Origin of the sequence: Mesorhizobium sp. M0243 (assembly GCF_040321775.1) — a bacterium.
Classification (GTDB): domain Bacteria; phylum Pseudomonadota; class Alphaproteobacteria; order Rhizobiales; family Rhizobiaceae; genus Mesorhizobium.
On record NZ_JAMYSF010000003.1, the window covers coordinates 22,543 to 46,409 of the forward strand.

Annotated in this window: 26 protein-coding genes; 12 read left to right on the forward strand and 14 right to left on the reverse strand. The window is 62.3% G+C overall.

The genetic code is table 11. The features are described 5' to 3' along the window. Positions 1-144 precede the first annotated feature (144 nt). From NKJ11_RS04255 to NKJ11_RS04280, 6 genes are all read right to left on the reverse strand, one after another. Positions 145-1,791 (reverse strand): Na+/H+ antiporter, encoded by a 1,647-nt coding sequence (locus tag NKJ11_RS04255; RefSeq protein ID WP_352792746.1) that lies wholly within the window; start codon positions 1,789-1,791, stop codon positions 145-147. 140 nt (positions 1,792-1,931) lie between these two features. Further along, on the reverse strand, positions 1,932-3,185 hold the full coding sequence (locus tag NKJ11_RS04260; RefSeq protein ID WP_023810224.1) for a L,D-transpeptidase family protein: 1,254 nt from the start codon (positions 3,183-3,185) through the stop codon (positions 1,932-1,934). Between the two features lie 362 nt (positions 3,186-3,547). Then, positions 3,548-3,946 carry a hypothetical protein gene (locus NKJ11_RS04265; RefSeq protein ID WP_128305709.1) on the reverse strand — a complete coding sequence of 133 codons (399 nt, stop codon included), beginning with the start codon at positions 3,944-3,946 and terminating at the stop codon, positions 3,548-3,550. A 176-nt stretch (positions 3,947-4,122) separates the two neighbouring features. After that, entirely contained in the window at positions 4,123-4,638 is a 516-nt protein-coding gene (gene ldtR / locus NKJ11_RS04270) for a transcriptional regulator LdtR (protein ID WP_008875359.1), read from the reverse strand. A gap of 238 nt (positions 4,639-4,876) precedes the next feature. Further along, positions 4,877-5,299, reverse strand: a complete 423-nt coding sequence (locus NKJ11_RS04275) for a DUF6163 family protein (protein WP_023810222.1) — start codon at positions 5,297-5,299, stop codon at positions 4,877-4,879. Then, complete coding sequence (locus NKJ11_RS04280) at positions 5,296-6,339, reverse strand: enoyl-CoA hydratase/isomerase family protein (RefSeq protein WP_127288842.1); 1,044 nt, start codon at positions 6,337-6,339, stop codon at positions 5,296-5,298. The genes NKJ11_RS04275 and NKJ11_RS04280 overlap by 4 nt, the downstream gene beginning before the upstream one ends. 247 nt (positions 6,340-6,586) lie before the next feature. On the opposite strand from NKJ11_RS04280, the gene NKJ11_RS04285 reads away from it, so the two are divergent. From NKJ11_RS04285 to NKJ11_RS04295, 3 genes are all read left to right on the forward strand, one after another. Further along, positions 6,587-7,363: a DUF8605 domain-containing protein gene (locus tag NKJ11_RS04285; RefSeq protein ID WP_352677808.1), complete on the forward strand. Its 777-nt coding sequence runs from the start codon at positions 6,587-6,589 to the stop codon at positions 7,361-7,363. A gap of 88 nt (positions 7,364-7,451) precedes the next feature. Next, the gene (gene hemB, locus NKJ11_RS04290) at positions 7,452-8,483 is read left to right on the forward strand and encodes a porphobilinogen synthase (RefSeq protein ID WP_023810219.1); all 1,032 of its coding nucleotides are present in this window, start codon (positions 7,452-7,454) and stop codon (positions 8,481-8,483) included. A 217-nt stretch (positions 8,484-8,700) separates the two neighbouring features. Continuing rightward, on the forward strand, positions 8,701-9,348 hold the full coding sequence (locus NKJ11_RS04295) for a dihydrofolate reductase family protein (protein ID WP_023810218.1): 648 nt from the start codon (positions 8,701-8,703) through the stop codon (positions 9,346-9,348). Positions 9,349-9,399: 51 nt separating this feature from the next. Here the strand turns inward: NKJ11_RS04295 and ppk2 are convergent, their stop codons facing one another. Further along, on the reverse strand, positions 9,400-10,320 hold the full coding sequence (gene ppk2 / locus NKJ11_RS04300) for a polyphosphate kinase 2 (protein ID WP_352792747.1): 921 nt from the start codon (positions 10,318-10,320) through the stop codon (positions 9,400-9,402). A gap of 277 nt (positions 10,321-10,597) precedes the next feature. On the opposite strand from ppk2, the gene NKJ11_RS04305 reads away from it, so the two are divergent. Together NKJ11_RS04305 and NKJ11_RS04310 are read left to right on the forward strand one after the other, a co-directional pair. Further along, the gene (locus tag NKJ11_RS04305; RefSeq protein ID WP_352792748.1) at positions 10,598-11,641 is read left to right on the forward strand and encodes an aldo/keto reductase; all 1,044 of its coding nucleotides are present in this window, start codon (positions 10,598-10,600) and stop codon (positions 11,639-11,641) included. 175 nt (positions 11,642-11,816) lie between these two features. Next, on the forward strand, positions 11,817-11,969 hold the full coding sequence (locus tag NKJ11_RS04310) for a hypothetical protein (protein ID WP_081738829.1): 153 nt from the start codon (positions 11,817-11,819) through the stop codon (positions 11,967-11,969). Between the two features lie 54 nt (positions 11,970-12,023). Here NKJ11_RS04310 and NKJ11_RS04315 read toward each other — a convergent pair whose 3' ends face one another. Both NKJ11_RS04315 and NKJ11_RS04320 read right to left on the reverse strand, forming a co-directional pair. Beyond that, complete coding sequence (locus NKJ11_RS04315) at positions 12,024-12,257, reverse strand: DUF982 domain-containing protein (protein ID WP_244506945.1); 234 nt, start codon at positions 12,255-12,257, stop codon at positions 12,024-12,026. A 113-nt stretch (positions 12,258-12,370) separates the two neighbouring features. Continuing rightward, positions 12,371-13,036, reverse strand: a complete 666-nt coding sequence (locus NKJ11_RS04320; protein ID WP_128305704.1) for a GntR family transcriptional regulator — start codon at positions 13,034-13,036, stop codon at positions 12,371-12,373. A 171-nt stretch (positions 13,037-13,207) separates the two neighbouring features. Here NKJ11_RS04320 and NKJ11_RS04325 point away from each other — a divergent pair, with 171 nt between their 5' ends. Together NKJ11_RS04325 and NKJ11_RS04330 are read left to right on the forward strand one after the other, a co-directional pair. After that, entirely contained in the window at positions 13,208-14,467 is a 1,260-nt protein-coding gene (locus NKJ11_RS04325) for a multidrug efflux MFS transporter (RefSeq protein ID WP_352792749.1), read from the forward strand. 41 nt (positions 14,468-14,508) lie between these two features. Next, positions 14,509-14,883 (forward strand): DUF423 domain-containing protein, encoded by a 375-nt coding sequence (locus NKJ11_RS04330; RefSeq protein WP_352792751.1) that lies wholly within the window; start codon positions 14,509-14,511, stop codon positions 14,881-14,883. A gap of 44 nt (positions 14,884-14,927) precedes the next feature. Here NKJ11_RS04330 and NKJ11_RS04335 read toward each other — a convergent pair whose 3' ends face one another. Together NKJ11_RS04335 and NKJ11_RS04340 are read right to left on the reverse strand one after the other, a co-directional pair. Then, positions 14,928-15,077 carry a hypothetical protein gene (locus tag NKJ11_RS04335; RefSeq protein ID WP_127288860.1) on the reverse strand — a complete coding sequence of 50 codons (150 nt, stop codon included), beginning with the start codon at positions 15,075-15,077 and terminating at the stop codon, positions 14,928-14,930. Between the two features lie 60 nt (positions 15,078-15,137). Next, a complete protein-coding gene (locus tag NKJ11_RS04340) occupies positions 15,138-15,281 on the reverse strand; it encodes a hypothetical protein (RefSeq protein WP_352584500.1) in 144 nt (47 codons plus the stop codon). A gap of 155 nt (positions 15,282-15,436) precedes the next feature. Here NKJ11_RS04340 and NKJ11_RS04345 point away from each other — a divergent pair, with 155 nt between their 5' ends. After that, the gene (locus NKJ11_RS04345; protein WP_352792753.1) at positions 15,437-16,516 is read left to right on the forward strand and encodes a LacI family DNA-binding transcriptional regulator; all 1,080 of its coding nucleotides are present in this window, start codon (positions 15,437-15,439) and stop codon (positions 16,514-16,516) included. A 2-nt stretch (positions 16,517-16,518) separates the two neighbouring features. Here the strand turns inward: NKJ11_RS04345 and NKJ11_RS04350 are convergent, their stop codons facing one another. Beyond that, complete coding sequence (locus NKJ11_RS04350) at positions 16,519-17,730, reverse strand: OpgC family protein (protein WP_128305701.1); 1,212 nt, start codon at positions 17,728-17,730, stop codon at positions 16,519-16,521. A 202-nt stretch (positions 17,731-17,932) separates the two neighbouring features. On the opposite strand from NKJ11_RS04350, the gene NKJ11_RS04355 reads away from it, so the two are divergent. Beyond that, on the forward strand, positions 17,933-18,595 hold the full coding sequence (locus NKJ11_RS04355) for an alpha/beta hydrolase (RefSeq protein WP_352792754.1): 663 nt from the start codon (positions 17,933-17,935) through the stop codon (positions 18,593-18,595). A gap of 26 nt (positions 18,596-18,621) precedes the next feature. Here the strand turns inward: NKJ11_RS04355 and sthA are convergent, their stop codons facing one another. Beyond that, positions 18,622-20,010 carry a Si-specific NAD(P)(+) transhydrogenase gene (gene sthA, locus NKJ11_RS04360; RefSeq protein ID WP_352442531.1) on the reverse strand — a complete coding sequence of 463 codons (1,389 nt, stop codon included), beginning with the start codon at positions 20,008-20,010 and terminating at the stop codon, positions 18,622-18,624. Positions 20,011-20,218: 208 nt separating this feature from the next. Here sthA and NKJ11_RS04365 point away from each other — a divergent pair, with 208 nt between their 5' ends. From NKJ11_RS04365 to NKJ11_RS04375, 3 genes are all read left to right on the forward strand, one after another. Further along, positions 20,219-20,689 (forward strand): RDD family protein, encoded by a 471-nt coding sequence (locus tag NKJ11_RS04365; RefSeq protein ID WP_352792755.1) that lies wholly within the window; start codon positions 20,219-20,221, stop codon positions 20,687-20,689. Positions 20,690-20,829: 140 nt separating this feature from the next. Then, complete coding sequence (locus NKJ11_RS04370) at positions 20,830-21,594, forward strand: arginyltransferase (RefSeq protein ID WP_023810205.1); 765 nt, start codon at positions 20,830-20,832, stop codon at positions 21,592-21,594. A 129-nt stretch (positions 21,595-21,723) separates the two neighbouring features. After that, on the forward strand, positions 21,724-22,620 hold the full coding sequence (locus NKJ11_RS04375) for a DMT family transporter (RefSeq protein ID WP_352792756.1): 897 nt from the start codon (positions 21,724-21,726) through the stop codon (positions 22,618-22,620). A 12-nt stretch (positions 22,621-22,632) separates the two neighbouring features. Here the strand turns inward: NKJ11_RS04375 and NKJ11_RS04380 are convergent, their stop codons facing one another. Continuing rightward, on the reverse strand, positions 22,633-23,847 hold the full coding sequence (locus NKJ11_RS04380) for an AI-2E family transporter (RefSeq protein WP_128305697.1): 1,215 nt from the start codon (positions 23,845-23,847) through the stop codon (positions 22,633-22,635). Positions 23,848-23,867 lie beyond the last annotated feature (20 nt).

The window sequence follows — 23,867 nt, forward strand, 5'->3', positions numbered from 1 at the left end:
ATTTATGCAAGTCGTTGTCCCAAAACCGCTGCACACTTTTGGGCGACCTGCATTTGCCGGGCCATTAACACAGTTGTTTTCGCCCCGCCACGTTTGCGGCGCGAAATTTGCTGGCCGGATTGCGCCAGCGAAGCCTTCAGGTCGCTATTTCCTCGCCTTGCGGCCTCTCAGCAAGGCCTCGGTGAGCGTGATCTCGGTAAACAGCGCCTGCGACGTGTGGTCGTTGATCTCGCCCCGGCGAAACATGGCGCGTACGGCCTCGCGCTCGGCTTCGATGCCCGCAAATCTCAGCTCGAGTTCCAGCCTTCCGGCTTCGCGCGCCTCAGCGCGGGCCTCATCGGCTTCGTCCGAGGCGGCGATGCGGCGCCGGTAGCCAGCGACGATGCTGTCGGCAGCGGCAAGCCTGGCGCCGGGCACATCGCCTCCCTCATCATCAGCGGCTCCGGCAATGCTCTCGATGCGCGCGATTGCCGCCTTGGCGGCGCCGACGCGCGCCAGGCGCTCCTCGGCGGCGCCGGCATCCTCACCGGGCTCGACCAGCCCCCTGGCGATCGTCGGCAGAGCGAGGCTGGCGATGACCAGCGAGCAGATGATGACGCCGGCGGCCAGAAAAATGACCAGGTCGCGCGCCGGAAACGGCGAGCCGTCCGGCATGGCGAGCGGCAGTGACAGGATGCCGGCCAGCGTAATGGCGCCGCGCACGCCGGCCACCGAACCGGCAAGCCGCACGCGCAACCCGAACGGCTCCACCTTGCGCTTGCCCAGACGCGCGGCGATGCCGGCCGCGATATCGCCCACCCAGATCCACAGGAAGCGCAACGCGATCAGGCACAGCGTCAGCGCGATGACGGTCGCGATCGGCTGGATGATCGGGTGCAGGCTCATGAGTTCCGGCGGCACATGGCGGATGATGTCGGGAAGCTGCAGGCCGAGCACGATGAAGAGAGCGCCGTTGAAAACGAAGGAAAGCGTCGTCCACAGCGACATCGTCTGCATGCGCGCCGAGACACCGAGGAAGCGAAACACGCCGGAGCCGCCGGTGAGCAGGCCGGCGGTAACAGCCGCCAGGATGCCGGAAGCTCCGACATGCTCGGCGCCGAGATAGGCTATGAAGGGCAGCAGGACCATCACCAGCACCTGCGCCTCGGCCGGCACGCCGCCGATCCGGTTGAGCAGTTGCAGCAGCTTGGCGGCAACGAACAGCGCCGCTACGCCGATCAGGATACCGATCGCCACGGCATAGAGAAAACTGAGCGAAGCCGCGGCAAGGGAAAAGCTGCCGGTTAGCACCGCCGCGACTGCAAAGCGGAACATGACGAGGCCGGAAGCATCGTTGAGCAGCGACTCGCCTTCCAGAATGTGCATCAGCCGCGCCGGGACGACATTCCTGTCGACGATCGAGGACACGGCCACCGCGTCGGTCGGCGACAGCACCGCGGCAAGCGCGAAAGCGACCACCAGCGGGATGCTCGGCACCAGCCAGTGCAAGGCGTAGCCGAAGCCGACGATGGTGAAGAAGACGAGCCCTATGGCAAGATCGAGGATCGGTCCGCGCAGCGCCATCAATTCACGCTTCGGCGCGCCATAGGCATCGCCGAACAGCAGCGGCGGAATGAACACCAGCAGAAACAGTTCCGGATTGATCTCGACATGGATGCCGCGCACCGGCCAGGCGAGCGCGGCACCGATCGCAATCTGCAGCACCGGCAACGGCACCCGCACCAGGCGAACCAGAGCGCCGGAAAGCGCCACGAAGACGAGCACGACCAGAATGAAGACGGCGACTTCCATGGTCCGGTTCCAGGCTTTCCGCCGACCATGCGCAAAGCCGGCCGATCCGTCCAGCCGCCCGTCCCGTGAAAAACGCCGCGGCACCCAATCAATAAAAAGGCCGCCCTGAGAGGCGGCCTTTTTAGATAAGAATCAAATGCTTACAGCGCAGACGTGATCTGCAGTTCGTTGTTGCCATCAAGCGCGTAGACGTCGTCGCGGAACTGCACCACGCCTGGACCGGTCGACCAGGCCGAGAGATAGAGGAAGTGGACCGGCACCGGATTGGTGACCTGGATCGGCGTGTTTTCACCGGTCTTGATCGCCGCCTCGAAATGCTGGCGATCCCAGCCGGGCGTGTCGCGCAGGATCCAGGTGACGAGGTCGCGCACATTCTGCACGCGCACGCAGCCCGAGGAATCGAAACGCAGCATCTTGCCGAACAGGCTCTGCTGCGGCGTGTCGTGCATGTAGACGCCGTCAGGGCTCGGGAAATTGATCTTCACCGAGGCCATGGCGTTTTCCGAGCCGGGATCCTGGCGGAAACGGTACTTGGCGGCGTCGTCGGTCGACCAGTCCACATTCATCGGATCGACTTCGCTGCCATCGGGCGCGAACAGGCGGATGTGGCTGTTCTTGAGATAATCGGGATTTTTCCGCATCAGCGGAATGATGTCCTTGCGCACGATCGAGACGGGCGCGTTCCAGTATGGATTGACGATGATCTCATTGATCTTGGAATTGACGATCGGCGTCTGCCGGTCGATCTTGCCGACGATCGCGGTGTGGCGAAGCACGACGCGATCGTTCTCGACCGCTTCGACCTGCGCTGCCGGAATGTCGACCAGCACGTAGCGGCTGCCCAGCGTGCCGGCCTTCTCGCGCAGCCGTTGCAGATTGGTCTGCAGCTGGCCGAGCCGGATCTGCGCCGAAACGTTCATCGCCGCATAGGTGTATTTGCCGAGCGCACCATCGGCAGGCAGACCGTGGCGCAGCTGGAAGCGCTTGACCGCCGAGTCGACATAAGAATCGAAAGCCGTCGAAATGCCGGCGCTCTGCGACAGGTCGCCGGAAACCATCAGCCGCTTGCGCAACGGCACCACATCGGGATCATCGACGCCAAGCTGCAGCTTCTTGGTCGCGGGAACCTCGACCCAGCCACCCTGCCCGACAATGTTCTGGTATTGCCCGACCGCCTGTTCCGTGAAGGCGACGGTCTGCGGGCTGAAGATCGGCAGCGTCGAGGCCACCTTGCCGCCCTCGCTGGCGCGGGCGTCGAACTGGTCGTCCCAATTGCCGCGCGCTGAGGATTTCAGGATATCACCGATCACATCTTGCGCATTGGCGCCGCCGGCGACCACCGCTGCTGCGAGCGCGGAGGCTCCGGAGAGGAAAAAACGACGGCTGGTTCTCATGGACGTTCCAGACATTTGTAGCAGTTCGATCACTTGCTGCGTTGATCACCGGGCGATCTCGCCCGCACTGTAAAATTGGCAATCTTAACAATTAGCCAACCATGCTCCGTATCACCTTGGTGTGACAGCGCCCAGGCGCGATACGGATTGCGGGTGAACGCATGGTCTTCACACCAGCATCACTGCCACTCTCGGTTCCATTGGAATATGGCGGCAACGTGGCCTTGGCCCGCGATTTGCATCGGGCGCCGCAGCGAAATGAAAGGCCCGTGCTTTTTCGGTATCGATCGGCATCCTTGATCGCGTCAAGCAGACGGCGGTTCGGCCGCTCCACGAGACGCGCTGCCTATCCTCACGATCCCTCAGTGTGAGGTTTCAACCTTTGGGCCCGGACCTGGCTTCGCCTTCAATTCCGAACATCGTTGCAACACCTCATGCTGGGGGTAGCGCAGGACTTTGTTGTCCTCGAGTTTGAGCAGCAGCTCCCGCCTCTTGTCTGTGCTCTCGCCGTCCGTACACGTCATATCCAGGATGACGACATCCAGGCGGTTGATCTTCTGAACCTTGTCCAACGTGCAGCGGACCTCCCACATCTCCATTGCTTTGTCGGTAAACGTCACTATCGAGTCATTGTTGTCACAGGGCTCGCTGCCTTCCCCAGCGAAAGAATCCTTCCACCATTCCTCGGCAAAAGCCGTTTGCGAGACCAACAAAAGCACTGCGGCAACCGAGCAAATCTTCGAGCGTTTTCCCTCACCCATAACGCGCCCCTCCAGGCCGTGACATTAGGCACTGCTGCAGCGAAAGCAAACCTGGCCGGATATTTGGGCTTTGGGATCAGGAAAAGAAAAGGCCGATGCCTCTCGGCACCGGCCCTGACTGAAGGTCGATATTTCGGCCGCGCTTCTGTGGCGCGGGCCGGATCCGATGCGGCGCCTTACATCCGGTAGGCGATGGTGTCGTTCCAGAAGCGGTCGAGCCGCTGCAAAGCGCGGTTCATCTGCTTGAACTCGTCGGTGTTGATGCCGCCGACCTGTTCGATCGAGCCGACATGACGCTCGTAGAGGCCGGCAACGACCTCCGCCACCTCGTTGCCCTTCGGCGTCAGCGAGACACGGACCGAACGGCGGTCGATGCGCGAGCGCTGGTGGTTGATGAAGCCGAGATCGACCAGCTTCTTCAGATTGTAGGAGACGTTCGAGCCGAGATAGTAGCCACGCGAGCGCAGCTCGCCGGCGGTCAGCTCGGAATTGCCGATATTGAACAGCAGCAGCGCCTGGATGGCATTGATGTCGGAACGGCCATTGCGGTCGAATTCGTCCTTGATCACATCAAGCAGGCGGCGGTGCAGCCGCTCAACAAGCTGCAGCGATTCCATGTACAGGGAACGGATAGCCTCGCGGCGATCGTCGGATACGTTGGCGGTCTTCGCCGCCGGACGCGAATTGATCATTGTCTTTGCCTCTCGTTTGTCGCCCTGGTGATTTTTTGTTTTTCACCTTGATCGCGACACTATCGAATACTCATAAAATTCGACTTAAACGCTAGGGCTAACAAGAGCTTACCGGTAAGAGGTTTCGCAAGAGGCTTAACGAACGGTCACCCGAGCAAGGATAATTAACCTAAAGATTTCGGCAACGATTGCGGGGCTCATTCGAGGCGACAGCGGGGCCGCCAATGTGCTCAAGGGCTTAGTGGCGGACCGGGCGCTTCTGCAGGTAGATGACGACGCGGAAGACGATGTAGAGGACAGCCACCGCCGCATGCGAGACGACAATCAGCAAGCGATGGCCGAATAGCTCGGGAAAGCCGGCATACATGACCGTCTCGGTCACCGCGCAAATGAACCAGATCACCGGGCCCCAGGACGCCAGCATCCACAGGCCGGCAGCGGCAAAGGGGAAGAACACGGCGAGCACCACCGCCGCGACCTGCCAGTGCACGGGCATCAGGTCGAACCGCCACAGCGTACCCGGATAAAAGCCGATCAACCTGATCCAGTAGAGAATGCCGAACAGCAGGCAGTAGCCCGATATGACGCGCTGGAACCAGGCGAAGATCACCTCCACCCCGGAGGGCTGCAGCACGACGCGCCTCGAGGTCACCTCGCTCATATCAAGAGTTCCCGTTCGCCGAGCGGAGCGAAATAGGCATCGACATCCGCTTCGCTGACCGCAGCGAGGCTTGCCGGCCGCCATTGCGGCTTCGAGCCCTTGTCGATGATGGCGGCGCGGATACCTTCGTAGAAATCATGGCCGGCGAGCATCCGGTTGAGGATGCGGAACTCCATTTTCATGCAGGCTTCCATGGACAGCGTCAGTCCGGCGCTGATCTGTCGCCAGGCGACGCGCAGGCTGGTCGGCGAGCGGGTGCGGATCGTCGCCAGTGTCTTTGCCGCGAACTCGTCGGCGGCGGCCGCACGCTCGAGGCTGTCGATGACGCGGTTCAGGGACGGTTGCGAAAAATGGCGAACAATCGCCTCCAGCGTCGGCCTGTCGGTTTCTCGCCTTGCCTGCACGAAGAAGCCGCGCAGCACCGATTCCGGATCGCCGGTCAGCGCCAGGCGGTCGAGGAAGCCAGCCTGGTCCTCGGCCTTGATGGTATGGGTGGCCAGCCCCGACCACAGCGCATCGCCATAGCGGATGCGATTGCCGGTCAGCGCCAGATACATACCGAAGGAGCCGCCGAGGTCAGGCAGCAGGTGGCTGGCGCCAACATCCGGAAAGAAGCCGATGCCGACTTCCGGCATGGCAAATTGGGCATTCTCGGTCATCACCCGGTGCGAGCCGTGGAAGGAGATGCCGACACCACCGCCCATGACGATGCCGTCAATCAGGGCCACATAAGGTTTCCTATAACTGTTGATGCGGGCGTTGAGGCGATATTCGTCGGCGAAGAACTCGACCGGCGGTTTTCCCGCCCGGCCTGTCTCATAGACATGCAGGATATCGCCGCCGGCCGAAAAGGCCCTGCCCTCTGCCTTGACGACGATGACGTCGATGCCCTGGTCGGCCTCCCAGGCGGAAAGAGCAGCGTCGAGCGCCCCGATCATGCGGTGCGTCAAGGCATTGAGCGCCTGCGGCCGCGTCAAGGTGACGACGCCGGCCCGGCCCAGATGTTCGAAGCGGATCTCGTCGCCTCCGCCAAAATCCATCGTGAAGAATCCCTCCCCCGGCCGCCGGGACTGAAGTGCTAAAGCGTGGCGCATGGGTGCGTCAATGGCGAGCACACCGGTGCAAGCTCTGGCCCGGACCAGGAGCCGGTACTAAAAATCGAGCTGCAATACTGAAAAACTGGATAGAGTTCATTGAAGCGCAGCTCTGGCGGGTCTTCGAACGGGACGATTGGTTATGACTCGATTTTCACGCTTTGCGCCGGTGGCAATTGGGCTGAGCATCTGCTTGGCTGTTCACCCTGTCATGGCGGGGACTTTGGAAGATCTCTACAGTTCGCAGACCATCGTCAACGGCAAGTACGAGAAGAACCGCCAGTCCGGCTTCAAGCGCTGTCTCGACGCGGTTCTGGTGCGGATTTCCGGTGATCAGCGCCTGCCGGCGAAACCTGAAATGACGGTATTGCGTGATAAGGCCGGCAGCTTCGTCGCTGGCTTTCGCTACCGCGACCGCATGGAAGGCATTCCCAACCATGACGATCAAGGCACCTACGACCGGCCTCACAACCTTTACTGCCAGTACAAGCCTGAAGTGATCGACCCGGTGCTTGCTTCGCTCGGCAGCAGGCCATGGCTGACCGCGCGGCCACGGCTGGCGGTGTTTTTGGCGACGGAGCGCGGAACAATGCATTACGCGCTCGATGCCGATGGCGACCGTGGCATGCCGATGCGCGAATCGTTCGGCAATGCCGCCGTACCGCTGGCCATGCAGGTGGCTTTTCCCACGGCAGCACAGCTGGCGCAGGCCGGATTGGACGATCGGGCGCTTCGCAATGCCCAGATGACAAAGCTCGACACACTCGCGAAGAAGGCCGGCGCCGACCAAGCGCTTTCCGGCAGTCTCATCTGGAGCGACAAGGAACTGGGCTGGATCGCCGACTGGCGGCTGGCCATGGCCGGCAAGACCTACATCTGGCAGGTGCGCGGTGTCGGCTTCGACGAGGCTTTCCGTGTCGCCATCAGGGGCGCAGCACAGATTCTGTCAGGCAATGGGCAACCCGAATAGACCTCGACCGCGTCGCTGGCACAATCGTGCCGCATTGGTCAGCGGCGGGAGCTCGTGGTAAAAGCCTGCCCGAACGAGAGTATTGGCGATGAACAAATTCACCCCCGCAAAGCCCGCCGGCGCGCGCGGCGTCGACGAGATCACCGGCAGCCGCCGTCTGCGCCGCATGCGCAAGGCCGACTGGTCGCGCCGCCTCGTGCAGGAGAACCGGCTCACGGTCGACGACCTGATCTGGCCGATCTTCGTCGTCGAGGGCAAGGGTGTCCGCGAGCCGATCGCCGCCATGCCCGGCGTCTTCCGCCTGTCGATCGATCTCGCCGTCAAGGAGGCCGAGCGCGCGGCAAAACTCGGCATTCCGGCACTCGCCACCTTCCCCAATGTCGACATCTCGCTGCGCGACCAGACCGGCTCGCACATCCTCGATCCCAACAATGTCATCAACCGCGCCACCCGTGCGATCAAGGATGCGGTGCCGGAGATCGGCATCATCACCGACGCAGCGCTCGACCCGTTCACCAGCCACGGCCATGACGGCATCCTGCGCGACGGCATCATCGTCAACGACGAGACAGTGGAACAGGTGACCGCAGCTGCTGTCATCCAGGCGGCCGCCGGTGCCGACATCATCGCGCCGTCCGACATGATGGACGGCCGCATCGGCGCCATCCGGGACGCGCTTGACGCCAATGGTTTCCAGGATGTGGCGATCATGTCCTATGCGACCAAATTCGCTTCGGCCTTCTACGGCCCCTATCGCGAGGCGGTGGGCACCGCCGGCCTGCTCAAGGGCGACAAGAAGACCTATTACATCGACCATGCCAATTCCGACGAAGCGGTGAGAGAGGCCGAACAGGACATTGCCGAGGGCGCCGACATGCTGATGGTCAAGCCCGGCCTGCCCTATCTCGACATCATCCGACGGCTGAAAGACGAGTTCCAGATGCCGACCTTCGCCTACCAGGTGTCGGGCGAATATTCGATGATCAAGGCGGCAGGCGCCAATGGCTGGATCGACGGCGAGAAGGCAATGCTGGAATCGCTGCTCGCCTTCAAGCGCGCCGGCTGCGACGGCATCTTGACCTATTTCGCGCCCGAAGTGGCGGAACTGCTGAAGGGGTAATTTCTCTTCCGACGATGACCGGTCGCGGCAACCAATTTCGGCGAATCCGCTTCGACATCCCTACCAATTTCCGGCTCCTGGCCGGGGAATCCATAGCGGGGGTCGCTTGACCCCTAGCCTGGGCTTCGTTCGCGCTTGAAATACCGCTTGCAATTCACAATCAGTTTGATACAAAACAACTGCTTGCAAAATACAACTGGTTATCGAGGAGGCTCGCATGTCCAAACTTCGCGTCAACGCTTTCACCCTGTCGCTCGACGGCTATGGCGCCGGTCCCGATCAGGATCTGCAAAATCCTCTCGGCGTCGGTGGGGAATCCTTGCACAAGTGGTTTGTCGACACCCGCACCTTCCGTGAGATGGTTCTCGGACAAGATGGCGGCACCACCGACGTCAACGAGGCGTTCGCGGCGCGCAGCTTCGAAAATGTCGGCGCCTGGATCCTCGGCCGAAACATGTTCGGACCGATCCGCGGCGAGTGGCCTGACGACAGCTGGAAGGGCTGGTGGGGCGACAACCCGCCCTATCATGTGCCGGTTTTCGTGCTCACCCATCACAAGCGGGAACCGATCACGATGGAGGGCGGCACCACTTTCCACTTCGTCACTGACGGTATCCATTCAGCTCTTGAACAGGCTAAGGCTGCCGCTGGCGGCAAGGACGTGCGGGTCGGCGGCGGCGTCGCCACCATCCGGCAATATCTGCAGGAAAAACTGATCGACGAGATGCATCTGGCGATCGCGCCGGTGCTGCTGGGCACGGGCGAGAACCTTTTTACCGGCCTGGACATGCTCAAGCTCGGTTATGTCTGCAACGAGCAGGTGGCGACGCCGCTCGCCACGCACGTCATCATCAAGCGGGCGTAGGTGGAGAGCCAATCTCCCCCCCTCGGGGGGGAGATCGCAGCTTCGTCTATCTCAATACTTCTCCGGCACGTAAAGCTCGCGCGGCAGCACTTGGCGTTCGTATTCGGGGTTGAAGACGCGCTCCGGCAGCGTGATCTCCTCGTGCGGCACCTCCTCGTAGGGCAATTGCTTGAGCAGATGGTCGATGCAGTTCAGCCGCGCGCGCTTCTTGTCGTTGCCCTCGACGATGAACCAGGGCGCTTCCGGGATGTTGGTGCGGGCGAAGGTCTCTTCCTTGGCCTTGGTGTATTGCTCCCAGCGCACGCGCGACTGCAGGTCCATCGGCGACAGTTTCCACTGCTTCATCGGATCATGGATGCGCATCAGGAAGCGCATCTGCTGTTCCTCGTCGGTGATCGAGAACCAGTATTTGACCACGGTGATGCCCGAGCGGACCAGCATGCGCTCGAACTCCGGCACGTCGTGAAAGAATTCTTCGACCTGATCGGGCTGGGCAAAGCCCATCACCCGCTCGACGCCCGAGCGGTTGTACCATGAGCGGTCGAACAGCACGATCTCGCCGCCGGCCGGCAGATGCGGGACATAGCGCTGGAAATACCATTGCGACTTTTCGCGCTCGGTCGGCGCCGGCAGTGCCACGACACGGCAGATGCGCGGATTGAGCCGCTGGGTGATGCGCTTGATGACGCCGCCCTTGCCGGCCGAGTCGCGTCCCTCGAAGATCACCACCAGCTTCTTCTTGTGGTAGGCGACCCAGGACTGCAGCTTGATCAATTCGGACTGCAGGCTGATCAGGTCGCGAAAATATTGCATGCGATCGATCGAAGGCGGATGCGAATTATTGTAGATCTTGGCGATCTCCATCGACAGCGCCGGCTCCGACATTTCGAGTTCATAGTCTTCGTCGAGCGTGTCGGCGAGTTCGGCTTCAAGCCAATCCCTGGCCGCAGAATTCTGTTTTAGCTCGGTCACTATCGGCTGCTCCGCTTGCAAGCTCTGTCGATCCACGTCCGGCGCCCCAAACTCCCGGCTTACAGCCCGGAACGGCAACGCCTGAGCCGACTTCAATATAGGCCCGCAATGACGGTTTTATTGCAGCCTGACCTGATCGCCATCACTGCAAAAACCCGCGAGGCATGATCGATCCGCCGCCCTGGCATGGAGACATACCGCGCAAATTGTCCTACAAATAGCAGCCACATTCGGGCGCCCTTCCCAACCCCTTCTCAATGCACTCACGAGGACCGACATGGAATACCGCACTCTCGGCCGTTCCGGCCTGAAAGTATCGACGCTGACCATGGGCACCATGACTTTCGGCGGCGCCGGTGCATTTTCGGCTGTCGGCAAGACCGACCTCGACGAGGCGCGCCGGATGATCGATCTCTGCATCGACGCCGGCATCAATGTCATCGACACCGCCAATGTCTATTCGAACGGCATGTCGGAAGAAATCATCGGCGAAGCGCTCGGCGGCAAGCGCAAGGGCGACGTGCTGATCGCCTCCAAGGCACGGATGCGGATCGGCAAAGGTCCCAACGATGAAGGCCTGTCGCGCCATCACCTGATCCGCGAATGCGAGAAGAGCCTGAAGCGGCTCAAGACAGACGTCATCGACATCTACTTCCTGCACGAATGGGATGGTGTGACACCGCTGGAGGAAACCATCGCCGCGCTCGACACGCTGGTTGCCCAGGGCAAGATCCGCTATGTCGGCTGCTCCAACTATTCCGGCTGGCAGGTGATGAAGGCGCTCGGCGTCAGCGACAGCCATCATCAGCCGCGCTTCGTCACGCAGCAGATCCACTACACGCTGGAAGCGCGCGAGGCGGAGTACGAACTGCTGCCGATTTCCGTCGACCAGGGGTTGGGCGTTCTGGTCTGGAGCCCGCTTGCCGGCGGATTGCTGTCCGGCAAATACCGCCGCGACAGCCCCACTGCCCGCCAACTCGCAGGCTGGTCGGAACCACCGATCCGCGACGAGGACCGGCTGTGGCGGATCGTCGATGTGCTGGTCGAGATCGGCACGCAGCGCGGCGTGTCGGCAGCGCAGGTGGCGCTGGCCTGGCTGCTCGGCCGGCCGGCCGTCAGTTCGCTGGTGATCGGCGGCAGGGCGGAAACGCAGTTCCGGGACAACATCGCGGCGGCAAGCCTGGTGCTTTCCGGCGAGGAGCGCGAGCGCCTCGACGCGGTCAGCCGGCCGCCCTTGCTCTATCCCTACTGGCACCAGCAGCTGACGGCAAAGGACCGTTTTGGTGCCGCCGATCTGGTGATTGACCGAAGCGGCATCTGATCAGCAAATCGACGGCGATAGGTATCGTCACCGCAATGATGGGCCTGGCCGCTTGATTGCGACGCGCATCTTGCAAGCCTGGCCATCATCGACGCACTATCGCTTCAGCTGTTGTGTTTGACGGCTAATGCTCCTAGGCAGGACCAGAGCCGCAAGGCAGTGAAAAGGAGCCGATATGGCGCGACCACCAAATTACGACCAGGAACGCAAGGAACGCGACCGCCAGAAGGCGGCCAAGAAGGCCGAGAAGCTGGCAGCCAAGGTTGCAGCGAGGGAACGTTCGAAGCCCGAGGACGAAACCGAAGGCGAAACCGAAACGGCAAAGTGACGGCAAAAGGCCCGCGGATGCGGGCCATGCCTCAATTCGGATTGTCGCCTGAAGTCAGGCCGGCGCCTTGTCGCTGACAAAGACGTCCACTTCGCGTGCTGCCGCGATGAAGGCGCGCCTGGCGTTCATCGCCGGCTTGTCGCCGGCGAGTGCGTCATGGCAGGCCTGCAGGGCCGCGCGATGCTTGGGGCTGCGCTTGCCGGGCCAGCTGTTGAGGAGGTAGTCGGAAGCCTCACGCGCCGTGCGCAAGAGCTGAGTGCTTCCCGCCGCGACTGACTTCACAGTCACAGGTGTTTCAAATCGGTTGTTTTCCATGGCCGCTCCTTACGCCATCGGCGTCTGCGAAGCGAGGCGAAAGTGCGCATACGTCCAGACGCCGCTTTGCGCCCCTTCATTCACTCTTAAGCAGCAACGACGGCAAAGCCTCTGGCGCGAAGACCGCGCCGATCGTTGGCGAGCGACGTCACCAGCCGGTCGCGGCTGCCGACGATGTGGACCGAGAGCAGGCGCGCGGCTTCATCGGCGTCGCCAAGGCGCGTGGCCGCCAGAATGGCGCGATGTTCAGCCCAGGCGCGGGCAAGAGCCGCTTCGTCGCGAACCTCCAGCCAGCGCGCCCGCGACAGGCGCGTCATGGCATCGCGGACCGCCCTAAACAGGAATTCGTTGCCGGACAGACGCGCCAGTTCGATGTGGAAATCCATGCCGACACGATGCCATTCCTCGCGCGGCGTGTCGTTGTCGCAGGACTCGAGCATCGCCTCGATGACATCGACGGCGCTCCGGTCCGCCAGGCTGCATGTCAGGCGAAGTGCCGCAACCTCGACTGCTTCCCTATAGACGGCGATCTGCTCGAGTTCAGCCAGATTGATGGGCGACACCGTCCAGCCGCGCCCGTCCCTACCAACCAGGCCCTCGGTCTCAAGCCGCAGCAGTGCTGCCCTGACCGGGGTTCGCGACGCGCCGAAGCGGCTCTCGATCCAGCGCTCGGTCAGCTTCTCGCCGGGACCGATCTCGAGGCCCAGGATCATTTGCCGAAGCTGTTTCTCGACGCTCTGCATCTGCGACATTTTTGCTCCCGGTTTCCGGTCGTTATGGCTTCGGACCGTTTGACGACGATCACATTTGAGGTTGCATTGACAGCGGCCAAGCTTGCGTCCATGACGTGCACCATCTTGGTATCCCAAATTGGTATCCGCAGCAACCATCGATAAAAGAGTTGCTGGGACAGGACATATGACATGCAGCAGAGCACGCCCCCGGCAACCGACAGCACCTACAACATCCACTGGCGGCGCAACCTGTTCGTGTGCTTTGCCGGCTCGTTCTCCACGCTTGTCGCCATGACGCTGCTTTTGCCGTTCCTGCCGCTCTATATTGAGCAGCTGGGTGCCGAGGGCCACGCGGCGATCGTGCAATGGTCGGGGATTGCCTATGGCGCGACGTTCTTCGCGGCGGCGCTGGTGGCGCCGCTCTGGGGACGTCTCGGCGACCGCTACGGCCGCAAGGTGATGCTGGTTCGCGCCAGCTTCGGCATGGCCGTATGCATGTCGCTGACCGGCATGGTGCAGACCGTCTGGCAGCTGGTGCTGCTGCGGCTGCTGATCGGTTTTGCCGGCGGCTATTCCTCGGGATCGACCATCCTCGTCGCCATGCAGACGCCGAAGGAGCGTTCCGGCTGGGCGTTGGGCCTTCTGTCGGCCGGTATCACGGGTGGGGCTCTGGTCGGCCCGCTGGTTGGCGGCGCACTGCCGCCGCTGATCGGCATCCGCGCCACCTTTCTCCTCTCCGGCGGCGTCATCTTCCTGGCGTTCCTGGCGACCACGTTTCTGATCAAAGAGAATCCCCGGCCGAAACCGGCGGGCGCCGCCTCGAAGGAGAAGCCTAAAGGCGGCTGGGCACAGATTCCCGACAAACGGCCTGTCGTCGCCATGCTGGCAACCGGCATGCTGTTAAGCTTCGCCACCATGTCGATCGAGCCGATCATCACGGTCTATGTGCAGCAGTTCATTGAAGACCAGAGCCGCGTCACGCTGATATCAGGCGTCGTCATGTCGGCGGCCGCGCTGGGCGCCATCCTGTCGGCCTCGCGCCTCGGCAAGCTCGCCGACCGCGTCGGCCACTGGAACGTCATCATCGGCGCACTTGCCGTCTCGGCGCTGCTGCTGATCCCGCAGGCCTTCGTCACACAGAGCTGGCAACTCATCGGCCTGCGTTTCCTGATGGGCCTGGGGCTGGGCGGGCTGTTGCCCTGCATCACCAGCGTGATCCGCCACAATGTTCCCGATGGGGTCGGCGGCAATGTGCTCGGGTTGTCGATTTCCGCCCAGTATGTCGGGCAGGTCGCCGGTCCCCTGCTGGGCGGCTTTGCCGGCGGTCATTTCGGCATGCGCTCGGTGTTTCTGTGCACATCCGTCTTGATGGCTGGAGGCGCGGTGTATAACTGGCTGGCACAGTCACGCCGCGAGCAGGACATGCTTGCCAACCCCGGCAAGCCCTGACCGGGTCAGGCATATCCCTCTGATACCACGGAGCCACGGACATGAGCACGGCCGAGCAATTTTCCGGCACCAGCACCCGTATCCTCGTCCTGGCCGGCGGCCTGTGCGGCGGCGCCGGCGTGGCGCTGTCGGCCGCGGCAGCGCATCTGGGCGGCGCCTTCGTCGGCACCGCCGCATCCTTCCTGCTGATGCATGCGCCGGTCTTCCTTGCCGCCGGATTGCTTGGCGCGAACCGGATGCTGCGCATCGGCAGCCTGATCCTGCTGGTCGGGCTCCTGCTGTTCTGTGGCGATCTGCTTGCCCGCGATTTCATCGGGTCGCGACTGTTCCCGCTGTCGGCGCCGATCGGCGGCACGCTACTCATTGCCGGCTGGCTGGCGATCGCTGCCTCGGCGCTGGTGCGCGTGCGTCCCTGACGCCTCGGCGCGCCCGCCGGCATCAAACGTCAAAGCGTGGCTTGCTAGTCTTGCCGACGTTCGGGCTTGATGAGCAATTCGCGATTGCGTCGCCGCAGCTTGGCCAACCAGCGCTCTTGCGGCCTTTTGGAAGCCGGCGCGATGCCCCAATAGTTGCGGTAGATGTCTTCGAACAGATAGCTAACGGGATGCATGATGTGCTTCCTTTAGATTCTTGAATCGATCCAATCGACAGGCGCGAAAACCGACCCCGCTCAGCTCCGCTTGCGCTCCACATGGAACCGCAACTCGCGAACCCATGGGCTGGCTTTGCCGCGGCGCTTCTGCGTCGTGGTGTTCGACGAGATGCTCCAGTCGTTGCGGTAAATGTCTTCGAACAGAAAATTGACGGGATGCATGGCACGACTCCCCTGAATATGTTGAATCGATCCAATTCAGAGAACCATCGCTCACTTGGATCGATTCAAATATACGCCTTGGCGAGGCTGCGATCAAGTCAAAATTTGAACCGATCCAACGAAAGTGTTAGATGGGAGGGATTCAGGAGACGAAGATGGCGCCACTTATCTCTGCAAAGACAAGACCGGTCCGGCTGGCGGACATTGCCAAGGCGGCCGGCGTGTCGCACGGCACCGCGTCCAACGTGTTCGCCCGTCCGGAGATCGTGCGTGAGGAGGTCCGCGAGCGGGTCAAGGCGGCAGCCGAGGCCATGGGATATGGCGGCCCCGATCCCAAGGGCCGGCTGCTGCGCGCCGGCAAGGTCAATGCCATCGGTGTCGCGACCGCGGAACCCCTCTCCTATTTCTTCGACGACCCTTTCGCCCGGGTGATGATGGCCAGCATCTCACAGGCTTGCGATGCGACCGGTGCTGGGATTTCGCTGGTCTCCGCCGCCAACAATGAGCAACTCGCCTGGAATATCCAGAGCGCGCTTGTCGATGGCTTCATCGTCTTCTGCGTCGACGGCGGGTCAAAGCTGGTCGAACTGGCGCGCGACCGCAAGCTCCCCTTCGTTGCGCTCGATCTCGATTCAGACGACGACGACGCGGTCGCCGCCATCGGTGTCGACAACATCGCCGGGGCCGGCCTGGCGGCTCGACATCTGACCGAGCTTGGGCATCGTCGCTTTGCCGTGCTTGCCCTGCCCGTCGCGGACTCCGGCTTCGGCCCCACCACAAGGGAGCAGATGGAGAAGGCCCTCTATTCCGGGACGCGCGACCGCCTGCGTGGCTATTTCGCGGAACTCTCCCGCGTCGACATCGACGTCGAGCGTGTTCCGATCTACGAAACCGTCAATGACGAGGAAAGCGTGTGGGCCGGCCTCGATCATATTTTCGCCGGTGCCGAGACCCCGACCGCCATCCTGGTTATGTCAGACAGGATGGCCTTGCATGCATTGGACTGGCTGCGGCAGCGTGGCATCACGGTACCGGGCGACGTTTCGATCGTCGGCTTCGACGGTGTTCCGGAAGGAGCGGTTTCCAGTCCGCCGCTGACCACGATCGTCCAGCCGATCGCCGAGATGGGCCGTCTTGCCGTCAAGGCGATCCTTGAAAATGATGGCTCATTCAGCCGGCAATCGCTGCCGGTCCAACTCGTGGTGCGAGCTTCATCCGGCCCCTCGCCCGCCTAAGCTCAACGGCCCATTCTTGTCGCCATGGTCGGCATCGCGAAGGATGCAGCATGGACGGGCGGTGCGGCGTGAGCCGGCCTGCTTTTGGCGGACCAGCCAAGTCCCGAAAGCCATTCGAGATAGTAGGCAAGCGCGAACTGCATGACGATGCCGGCCGATATCAACAGGCTGTCATAGGCAAATCCGCCCGGATTGATCAGCTTCAGCACCTGCGCCGCCATCGCGAGCACCGTGCCGGCAATGAAAACCGGCAACGATCGTTTGCCCAATATGGCAAGCGGATGATCGCGCCCGGTGCGAAACAGGTTCGAGATGGCGGGGAATGCCACGATCAGGTAGCTCACCGCCAATATATGCAGCAGCCTCGGCAGCGACAGAAATGTCTTGTCGAAGCCGGTCAGCACCGGAGGCAGGCCCAACCAGGAGATATGCCCCCAAAGCGGGCTGTGCACCCAGACCAGCGCGGTTGCGGTGTAGGCCAAGGCAGCGCCAACCAGCCAGCGATTGACCGGGATGATGCCGCCGCGACGCACATGCAGCGTGCCTGCCAGGCCGATGTTGAAGAGGAACTGCCACGACAGCGGGTTGAGAAACCAGAAGCCGGGCTCGGGATAGTTGGGCGGAGCAATTTGATAAACCCCCGCGACCAGCCACAGGGCGCCGGAGGCGACCAGTGCCGAGACCGGCCGATAGCTGACAATGAGCAGGAACACCGGCGTCAGCAAGAGCAGCACCGCATAGACGGGCAGTATGTTGTTGTAGCCGAGTTGGTGGCCGAGCGTCACGATGCCGATCAGCACCTGCGGCGTATTCTTGATCAACGGCTCGATGTTGATCATCGTCAGAAGCTCCGGCCGCCTGACGAACACTGCCGCCGCGCAGAAGATGGCCATCACCACCATGGTGGTGACGATGTGGGCGGCATAGAGGACACCGGCGCGGCGCCACATCTTCAACGTTGCCAGCAGCCGGTTACCAGGTTGGAATTTCCTGCCATAAGCAAGTGCGACCGAGATGCCGGAGATCAGTACGAAGACTTCCGCCGCATCGGAAAAGCCGAAATTCTTGTAGGTCAGATACTCGAAGGCGGTACCTGGCACATGGTCGACATAGATGGTCAGCAAAGCGAGAGCACGGAGCACGTCTATGCGCGTGTCGCGCTCAGTGCGATCCGGGACACGCGCATCGCGGTCCGGGGAAATCTGGGTGGTCATCGACAAAAAGGCCTCAAAGCTGGTTGTTCATACCGCGCAATGCGACCCCCGGCGCACCGCTTCGATTCCTCCCGAAGGAATGTTATCGGCGGAGAAACGGACTGTAATGCGCCCGGTTCAATCAACTTTCGCGGAGCTTGAAAATATTGCGTTTTGAAGCCGGCAAATTGAGCGAAACCTCATATAATCAAGAGGATGCGCGATGATCGAAGAGACCTCACAAGATGGTGCGCTGCGGCGTGATCTCGCCTTCAGCTACCGGCTTTACAGCCCGGCGGATTCAACCGGCGAATGTCTCTTCCTGCTGCATGGATCGGGTGTCGACGAGACGACATTGGTGCCGCTGGCACGAGAGATCGCACCGCGGGCCAAGCTGATCGCGGTGCGTGGCCGCATTGTCCAGGAGGATGGTTTCCGCTGGTTCGGGCGCATCACGCCGACGCGCTTCGAACAGCACAGCATTCGCACCGAGACCAATGCCTTTGCGGGCTTCGTCGCCGACGCGGCCACCCGCCACCATCTCGATATCTCACGCGCGACGTTCCTCGGCTATTCGAACGGCGCCAATCTGACTTCGAGCCTGATGCTGCTGCATCCGGCTCTTATAGAGCGCGCCGCACTGCTGCGGCCGATGCCGGTGCTCGATGATGTGCCGGCGACGGATTTGTCAAAGGTGCGCGTCCTGATGATCGCCGGCGCCGCGGATCTCACCTATTCGCCCTTCGCCCCTGCTCTGGTGACATTGCTCAGCCAGCATGGCGCCGAGATCGACGCCCGGATTGTCCCGTCAGGTCATGAATTCGGCAGCGCTGACGCGGCAATCGTCAGGCAATGGCTGCGGGGATCGGCGGCGCAGGCAGGCTGACGGACTCACCAGCATGACCAGTCTGCCTACCCCCGTCCCATCCTGTTCCAGGCATCCAGTCCGGCGATCTTGTAGGCTTCGGCAAGCGTCGGATAGTTGAAGGTGTTGTTGACGAAGAAGTCGACGGTGCCGCCGAGATTGATCACCGCCTGGCCGATGTGGATGAGTTCGGTGGCGCCCTCGCCGATGATGTGCGCGCCGAGCAGACGGCGCGTTTCGATCGAAAAGAGCAGCTTCAGGAAACCGGTGTTGACGCCCATGATGTGGCCGCGCGAGGTTTCGCGAAAGCGCGCCACGCCGACCTCATAGGCCGCACCGCTTTCACGCACCTGTTCCTCGGACTGGCCAACCGTCGAGATTTCCGGCACCGCATAGATGCCATAGGGGAATGTTTCCGGTGGCGGCGGCAAAGGCACGCCGAAGGCATGGCAGGCGGCTACCCTGCCCTGCTCCATCGACGTCGAGGCCAGGCTCGGAAAGCCGATGACGTCGCCGGCGGCGTAGATGTTCGGCACTCTGGTCTGGAACGTATGCGGATCGACCTTGATACGGCCCCTGGAATCGGCGTCGATACCGACCACATCCAGGCCCAGGCTGCCGACATTGCCGGTGCGACCGGCGGCGTAGAGCACGACCTCGGAACGGATAGTGCGGCCATCGGCCAGTTCCACCTCGGCGGCATCAGGCTTGGAGCGGATTTCCTTCACCGCGCTGCCCAGCCGGATGGTCATGCCACGATCGCGCATCTGGTGAATGAAATCGTCGACGATCTCGCGGTCGACGAAATCGAGGATGGAGTTGCGCGGCTCGACCAAGGTTACCGGCACGTCAAGCGCGGAAAAGATCGTGGCATATTCGACCCCGATGACGCCGGCGCCGATCACGGTCAGCGTGCGCGGCAAGCGATCAAGCTCCAGCATCTCGTCACTGTCGAAGATTCGGGTCTTGTCGAAAGGCACGTCGCGCGGCCGGTGCGGCCTGGTGCCGACCGCGATCAGCGCATTGGCAAAACCGACCTCGCTGTAATCGCCGGTGTCGGTGGTCAGGCTGACCTTGTCGGGGCCAAGGAATTTCACCGCAGCCCGGGCGCTCTTGACCGTGTTGCGCATGAACTGGTGCTGCAGCACCTCGACCTCATGGTCGAGCGTCTTGTGCAGGCGCTCTACCAGATCGCCGACCGAGATATCCTGCTTGACCCGGTAGCCGCGCCCGTAGAAGCCGCGCTCACGCCAACCCGAAAGGTTGAGCACAGTTTCGCGCAGCGTTTTCGACGGGATGGTGCCGGTATGCACCGAGACACCGCCCAGACGCCGGCCGCGATCGACCACCAGCACCGACTTGCCGAGCTTGGCCGACTGCACCGCGGCCCGGCGACCGGAAGGGCCGCTGCCGATGACCAGCATGTCGTAGTCCATATTGCCCCGTCCCCTGCCATGTGCGCTTTTGCTGCGCCGCAGCAAGCTAATGCTATCCGCGCCGCAAGTTCAACCGGTTCAGATTGCGCTTGGCGCCTTGAAGGCCGGCGCACCGCAAGAAGCCCGATCTTGATTCCGCCACAGGCCTTCACCATTTCATGGCTGAGCGGTCCGCACCCTATGTCGGACCTTGTTACGAGGAAATGACATGGACGCGCGCGTTCTCGACGGCGAAATCATCACCAGCAGGCTCGACGATGTCAGGGCCTATGACGGTGTGCGCAGGAAGCGCATTCTGGCTTTCGTAATCGACTATGTCATCGTCGCGCTGCTTACCATTCCGTTTGCCATTCTGGTGTTCTTCCTCGGGCTTTTGACCCTCGGGCTTGGCTGGATGCTGTTCGGCATCCTGGTACCGGCCGTCGCCATCCTCTACATCTGGAACACGCTGGGCAGCACCGACCAGGCCACCACGGGCATGAAGATGATGGGCATCCGCCTTGACCGGCTCGACGGCAGGCCGATCGACGGCCTCACCGCGGTCGTCCATTCGGTGCTGTTCTGGGCCGGCAATGTCATCCTGTCGCCGCTCGTCCTGCTGGTGACGCTGTTTTCCGACCGCAAGCGCACCTTGCACGATCTTTTGCTTGGCACGGTCGTCAGCCGCACCGACCGCTGAAACGGCCCTCTGAAGAGCAGTCGCAACTGATTGAGCACAAATGTGAAGGCGTCGAGTCGACCACGCCCACACAATCCTGTTGAATTTTTCGCCGTCCGCGCCAAAGGTAGAGCGATTCGAAGGAGTGTTTCCAAGGCTCGATGACGCAGCATCCGACCCAGTCGCCGCAGTTCTTCCTGACCGCGCCATCGCCGTGCCCCTATCTCGACGGCCAGTTCGAGCGCAAGGTGTTCACGCACCTGGTTGGCGACAAGGCGGCGGAGATGAACGACCTCTTGACGCAAGGCGGCTTCCGGCGCTCGCAGAATATCGCTTACAGGCCGGCCTGCGAGACCTGCCGCGCCTGTGTTTCGGTACGCATCCTCGCCCAGGAATTCGTCGCCAGCCGCAACATGAAGCGCGTGCTGCAGCACAATTCCGACCTCGTCGGCCACATGCACAATGCCGAGCCTTCGACCGAACAATATTCCCTGTTCCGCAGCTATCTCGACGCCCGCCACCGCCGTGGCGGCATGTCCGACATGACGGTGCTCGACTATGCGATGATGGTCGAGGATACCCATGTCGACACCAAGGTGATCGAGTACCGGCGGCGTGGACCCGATACGTTCATCACCGGCAAGGGACAGGGCGAGCTGATCGCGGTGGCGCTCACCGACAAGATGGCCGACGGCCTGTCCATGGTCTATTCCTACTTCAATCCCGATTTCGAGGAACGGTCGCTCGGCACCTTCATGATCCTCGACCACATCGCCCGCGCCAGGGCGATGGGCCTGCCCCATGTCTATCTCGGCTACTGGGTCAACGGCTCGCGCAAGATGAATTATAAGATGCGCTTCATGCCGCAGGAGCATCTCGGCCCGAAGGGCTGGGAGCGCTACACCAACGAAGCGGTCGCGCGCTGATTAGTCTTTCCCAAGTCCGGGCTTAAACATTTTCAATCGAGACGATGCTGGTCTTTCCGCTGGTTGGCGGAGAGCGTGAGATTGCGCCGGTCCGCCATCCTCTCCCGAATTCATTGTGAAAGTCGCTGCATGTCGTCTCACGATACTCACACCAAAGGACTTCTGCTCACCGCATTTGGCGGGCTGACGCTGACCGTGGATATCCCGCTGATCCGGCTCGCCCATGGCGAGGCGTGGACAATCTTGCTGCTGCGCACCGGCTGCACCTTGGCCGCGGCACTGATCATGTGGACCATCTGGCGCTCATTCAGCAAGAATGCGCCGCAGCTGATACCTGGCTGGTCGGGCCTGATCGTTGCCGCGATCTACGGGCTCGGCGCGATTGCGTTCATCACAGGCGTCTACAACACCTCGACCGCCAACCTGGTGTTCATCCTGGCCTTCACAACCATGTTCGCCGCGCTGCTTTCATGGGTGTTCCTGAAGGAGCGGCCGCGGCCGCTGACCCTTGCGGCATTGGCCATGATGATTGTCGGCGTCGTCATCATCGTCGGCGATTCCGTCGGCACCGGACATCTGTTCGGCGACCTGATGGCATTGTGTTCGGCCTTTTTGATCGCCTGCGCCATCACCATCTCGCGCGCCAGCGGCAAGGATATGGGCTTTACCTCACTGATCGGCGTCGTCCTGCCTTTAGGGCTGGCGGCGTTCATGGTCTCCAAGACCGGCTTTCAGGTGGAGGCGCCATGGTGGATCATCCTCAACGGCGCCGTCATCATGCCGATAGCGTTCTTCTGCCTTGCCACCGGGCCGAAATACATTTCGGGACCGGAAGTGGCGATGTTCTACCTGCTCGAAACCGTGCTGGCGCCGGTCTGGGTGTGGATGATCTTTGCCGAAACACCGACGCGCAACAGCCTGGTCGGCGGCGGGATCCTGATCGTGACGTTGATCGCCCATTCGCTGTGGCAGCTTCACGAAGGACGCAAGCGGCGTGGCGACGTTGCGGTGCAACATCCGGTCTGAGGTGTGTTGAAATCAGGCGCTGGCCTTCTTCGCCACGTCAGGTTCCGGCAGGGCCTCGATTTGCGGACCGGCTTCGATTTCGGCTGGCGAGCCGGGGATGATGTCGTCGGCCAATTCGACCTCGCGCAGCCATTCGCGCCAGATCGCGACCAGCAGCGCCATCAGCACCGGACCGATGAACAGGCCGAGAAATCCCATGGTCTTGACGCCGCCGATCAGGCCGAAAAAAGTCGGCAGGAAGGGCAGTTTTATCGGCCCGCCGACGAGCTTCGGGCGCAATGTCTTGTCGACGATGAACAGTTCGACCGCACCCCAGATGAACAGCGCCAGCCCGGCCATCGGCGACCCGCTGGCGGCGAGGTAGATCGAGACCAGCGTGAAGGACAGCGGTGCACCGCCGGGGATCAGCGCCATGACGCCGGTCAGGGCGCCGAGTGTTACCGGTGACGGCACGCCGGCCAGCCAGTAGGCAATGCCCAGCACCAGGCCTTCGCCGATGGCGATGACCGTCATGCCGGTCACCGTCGACGAGATCGTTGCCGGCACGACGCGCGAGATCCGCTCCCATCTGGTCGGCAGGATGCGCTCGCCGAGACGGTCGACCTGGCCGGCAAAATGCTCGCCGTCGCGATAGGCGAAGAACAGCGCGATCATCATGAACAAAAGCGTCAACAGCAGGCCGAAAGCGCTGCCGCCGGCCGCCAGCACACCGCGATAGATGCTGCCGATATTGGCGCCGCTGACCAGCTGGATCAGTTCACCAATGCCGCCCGGATGGCCGAAATTGGTCGTCCACTGCTGGTTCAGCCACTCGCCCACGACAGGCAGCGTGGCGATCCAGTGCGGTGTCACCGCGCCATGACGGTTGGTCTCGATCGCCCAGGCGACCCATTCGCGGACCTCGTTGATCGCATAGGTGCCGGCGAGCGCGATCGGGATCACCAGGAAGGCGAGGATGAAGAGGATGGCTAAGGTCGCGGCGATGGTGCGGTTGCCACTGACCGCGACAAGCAGGCGGCGGTAGAGCGGCCAGCTGGCGAAAGCGATGACGAGCGCCGCCAGCACCGGAAACAGGAAGCCGTGGAAGAAATAAACGCCGGCGGCGACGATCAGCACCAGCAGCCAGCGCGCCGCCGACAGCGGCGGGATGACGGCGGACCTGAGCGGCGTCGACAGGCCGAACAGGCGTTGCTGCCGTTCCGGTTTCTGGACTTTTGCTTCCTTCAAACGCCTGGCTCTCCCAAACA

What these genes read in the sequence shown, in the direction of transcription:
- NKJ11_RS04255 (WP_352792746.1), bottom strand. Translation starts at nt 1,791, where the DNA reads ATGGAAGTCGCCGTCTTCATTCTGGTCGTGCTCGTCTTCGTGGCGCTT.
- NKJ11_RS04260 (WP_023810224.1), bottom strand. Translation starts at nt 3,185, where the DNA reads ATGAGAACCAGCCGTCGTTTTTTCCTCTCCGGAGCCTCCGCGCTCGCA.
- NKJ11_RS04265 (WP_128305709.1), bottom strand. Translation starts at nt 3,946, where the DNA reads ATGGGTGAGGGAAAACGCTCGAAGATTTGCTCGGTTGCCGCAGTGCTT.
- ldtR (WP_008875359.1), bottom strand. Translation starts at nt 4,638, where the DNA reads ATGATCAATTCGCGTCCGGCGGCGAAGACCGCCAACGTATCCGACGAT.
- NKJ11_RS04275 (WP_023810222.1), bottom strand. Translation starts at nt 5,299, where the DNA reads ATGAGCGAGGTGACCTCGAGGCGCGTCGTGCTGCAGCCCTCCGGGGTG.
- NKJ11_RS04280 (WP_127288842.1), bottom strand. Translation starts at nt 6,339, where the DNA reads ATGGATTTTGGCGGAGGCGACGAGATCCGCTTCGAACATCTGGGCCGG.
- hemB (WP_023810219.1), top strand. Translation starts at nt 7,452, where the DNA reads ATGAACAAATTCACCCCCGCAAAGCCCGCCGGCGCGCGCGGCGTCGAC.
- NKJ11_RS04295 (WP_023810218.1), top strand. Translation starts at nt 8,701, where the DNA reads ATGTCCAAACTTCGCGTCAACGCTTTCACCCTGTCGCTCGACGGCTAT.
- NKJ11_RS04305 (WP_352792748.1), top strand. Translation starts at nt 10,598, where the DNA reads ATGGAATACCGCACTCTCGGCCGTTCCGGCCTGAAAGTATCGACGCTG.
- NKJ11_RS04310 (WP_081738829.1), top strand. Translation starts at nt 11,817, where the DNA reads ATGGCGCGACCACCAAATTACGACCAGGAACGCAAGGAACGCGACCGC.
- NKJ11_RS04320 (WP_128305704.1), bottom strand. Translation starts at nt 13,036, where the DNA reads ATGTCGCAGATGCAGAGCGTCGAGAAACAGCTTCGGCAAATGATCCTG.
- NKJ11_RS04325 (WP_352792749.1), top strand. Translation starts at nt 13,208, where the DNA reads ATGCAGCAGAGCACGCCCCCGGCAACCGACAGCACCTACAACATCCAC.
- NKJ11_RS04330 (WP_352792751.1), top strand. Translation starts at nt 14,509, where the DNA reads ATGAGCACGGCCGAGCAATTTTCCGGCACCAGCACCCGTATCCTCGTC.
- NKJ11_RS04335 (WP_127288860.1), bottom strand. Translation starts at nt 15,077, where the DNA reads ATGCATCCCGTTAGCTATCTGTTCGAAGACATCTACCGCAACTATTGG.
- NKJ11_RS04340 (WP_352584500.1), bottom strand. Translation starts at nt 15,281, where the DNA reads ATGCATCCCGTCAATTTTCTGTTCGAAGACATTTACCGCAACGACTGG.
- NKJ11_RS04345 (WP_352792753.1), top strand. Translation starts at nt 15,437, where the DNA reads ATGGCGCCACTTATCTCTGCAAAGACAAGACCGGTCCGGCTGGCGGAC.
- NKJ11_RS04350 (WP_128305701.1), bottom strand. Translation starts at nt 17,730, where the DNA reads ATGACCACCCAGATTTCCCCGGACCGCGATGCGCGTGTCCCGGATCGC.
- NKJ11_RS04355 (WP_352792754.1), top strand. Translation starts at nt 17,933, where the DNA reads ATGATCGAAGAGACCTCACAAGATGGTGCGCTGCGGCGTGATCTCGCC.
- sthA (WP_352442531.1), bottom strand. Translation starts at nt 20,010, where the DNA reads ATGGACTACGACATGCTGGTCATCGGCAGCGGCCCTTCCGGTCGCCGG.
- NKJ11_RS04365 (WP_352792755.1), top strand. Translation starts at nt 20,219, where the DNA reads ATGGACGCGCGCGTTCTCGACGGCGAAATCATCACCAGCAGGCTCGAC.
- NKJ11_RS04370 (WP_023810205.1), top strand. Translation starts at nt 20,830, where the DNA reads ATGACGCAGCATCCGACCCAGTCGCCGCAGTTCTTCCTGACCGCGCCA.
- NKJ11_RS04375 (WP_352792756.1), top strand. Translation starts at nt 21,724, where the DNA reads ATGTCGTCTCACGATACTCACACCAAAGGACTTCTGCTCACCGCATTT.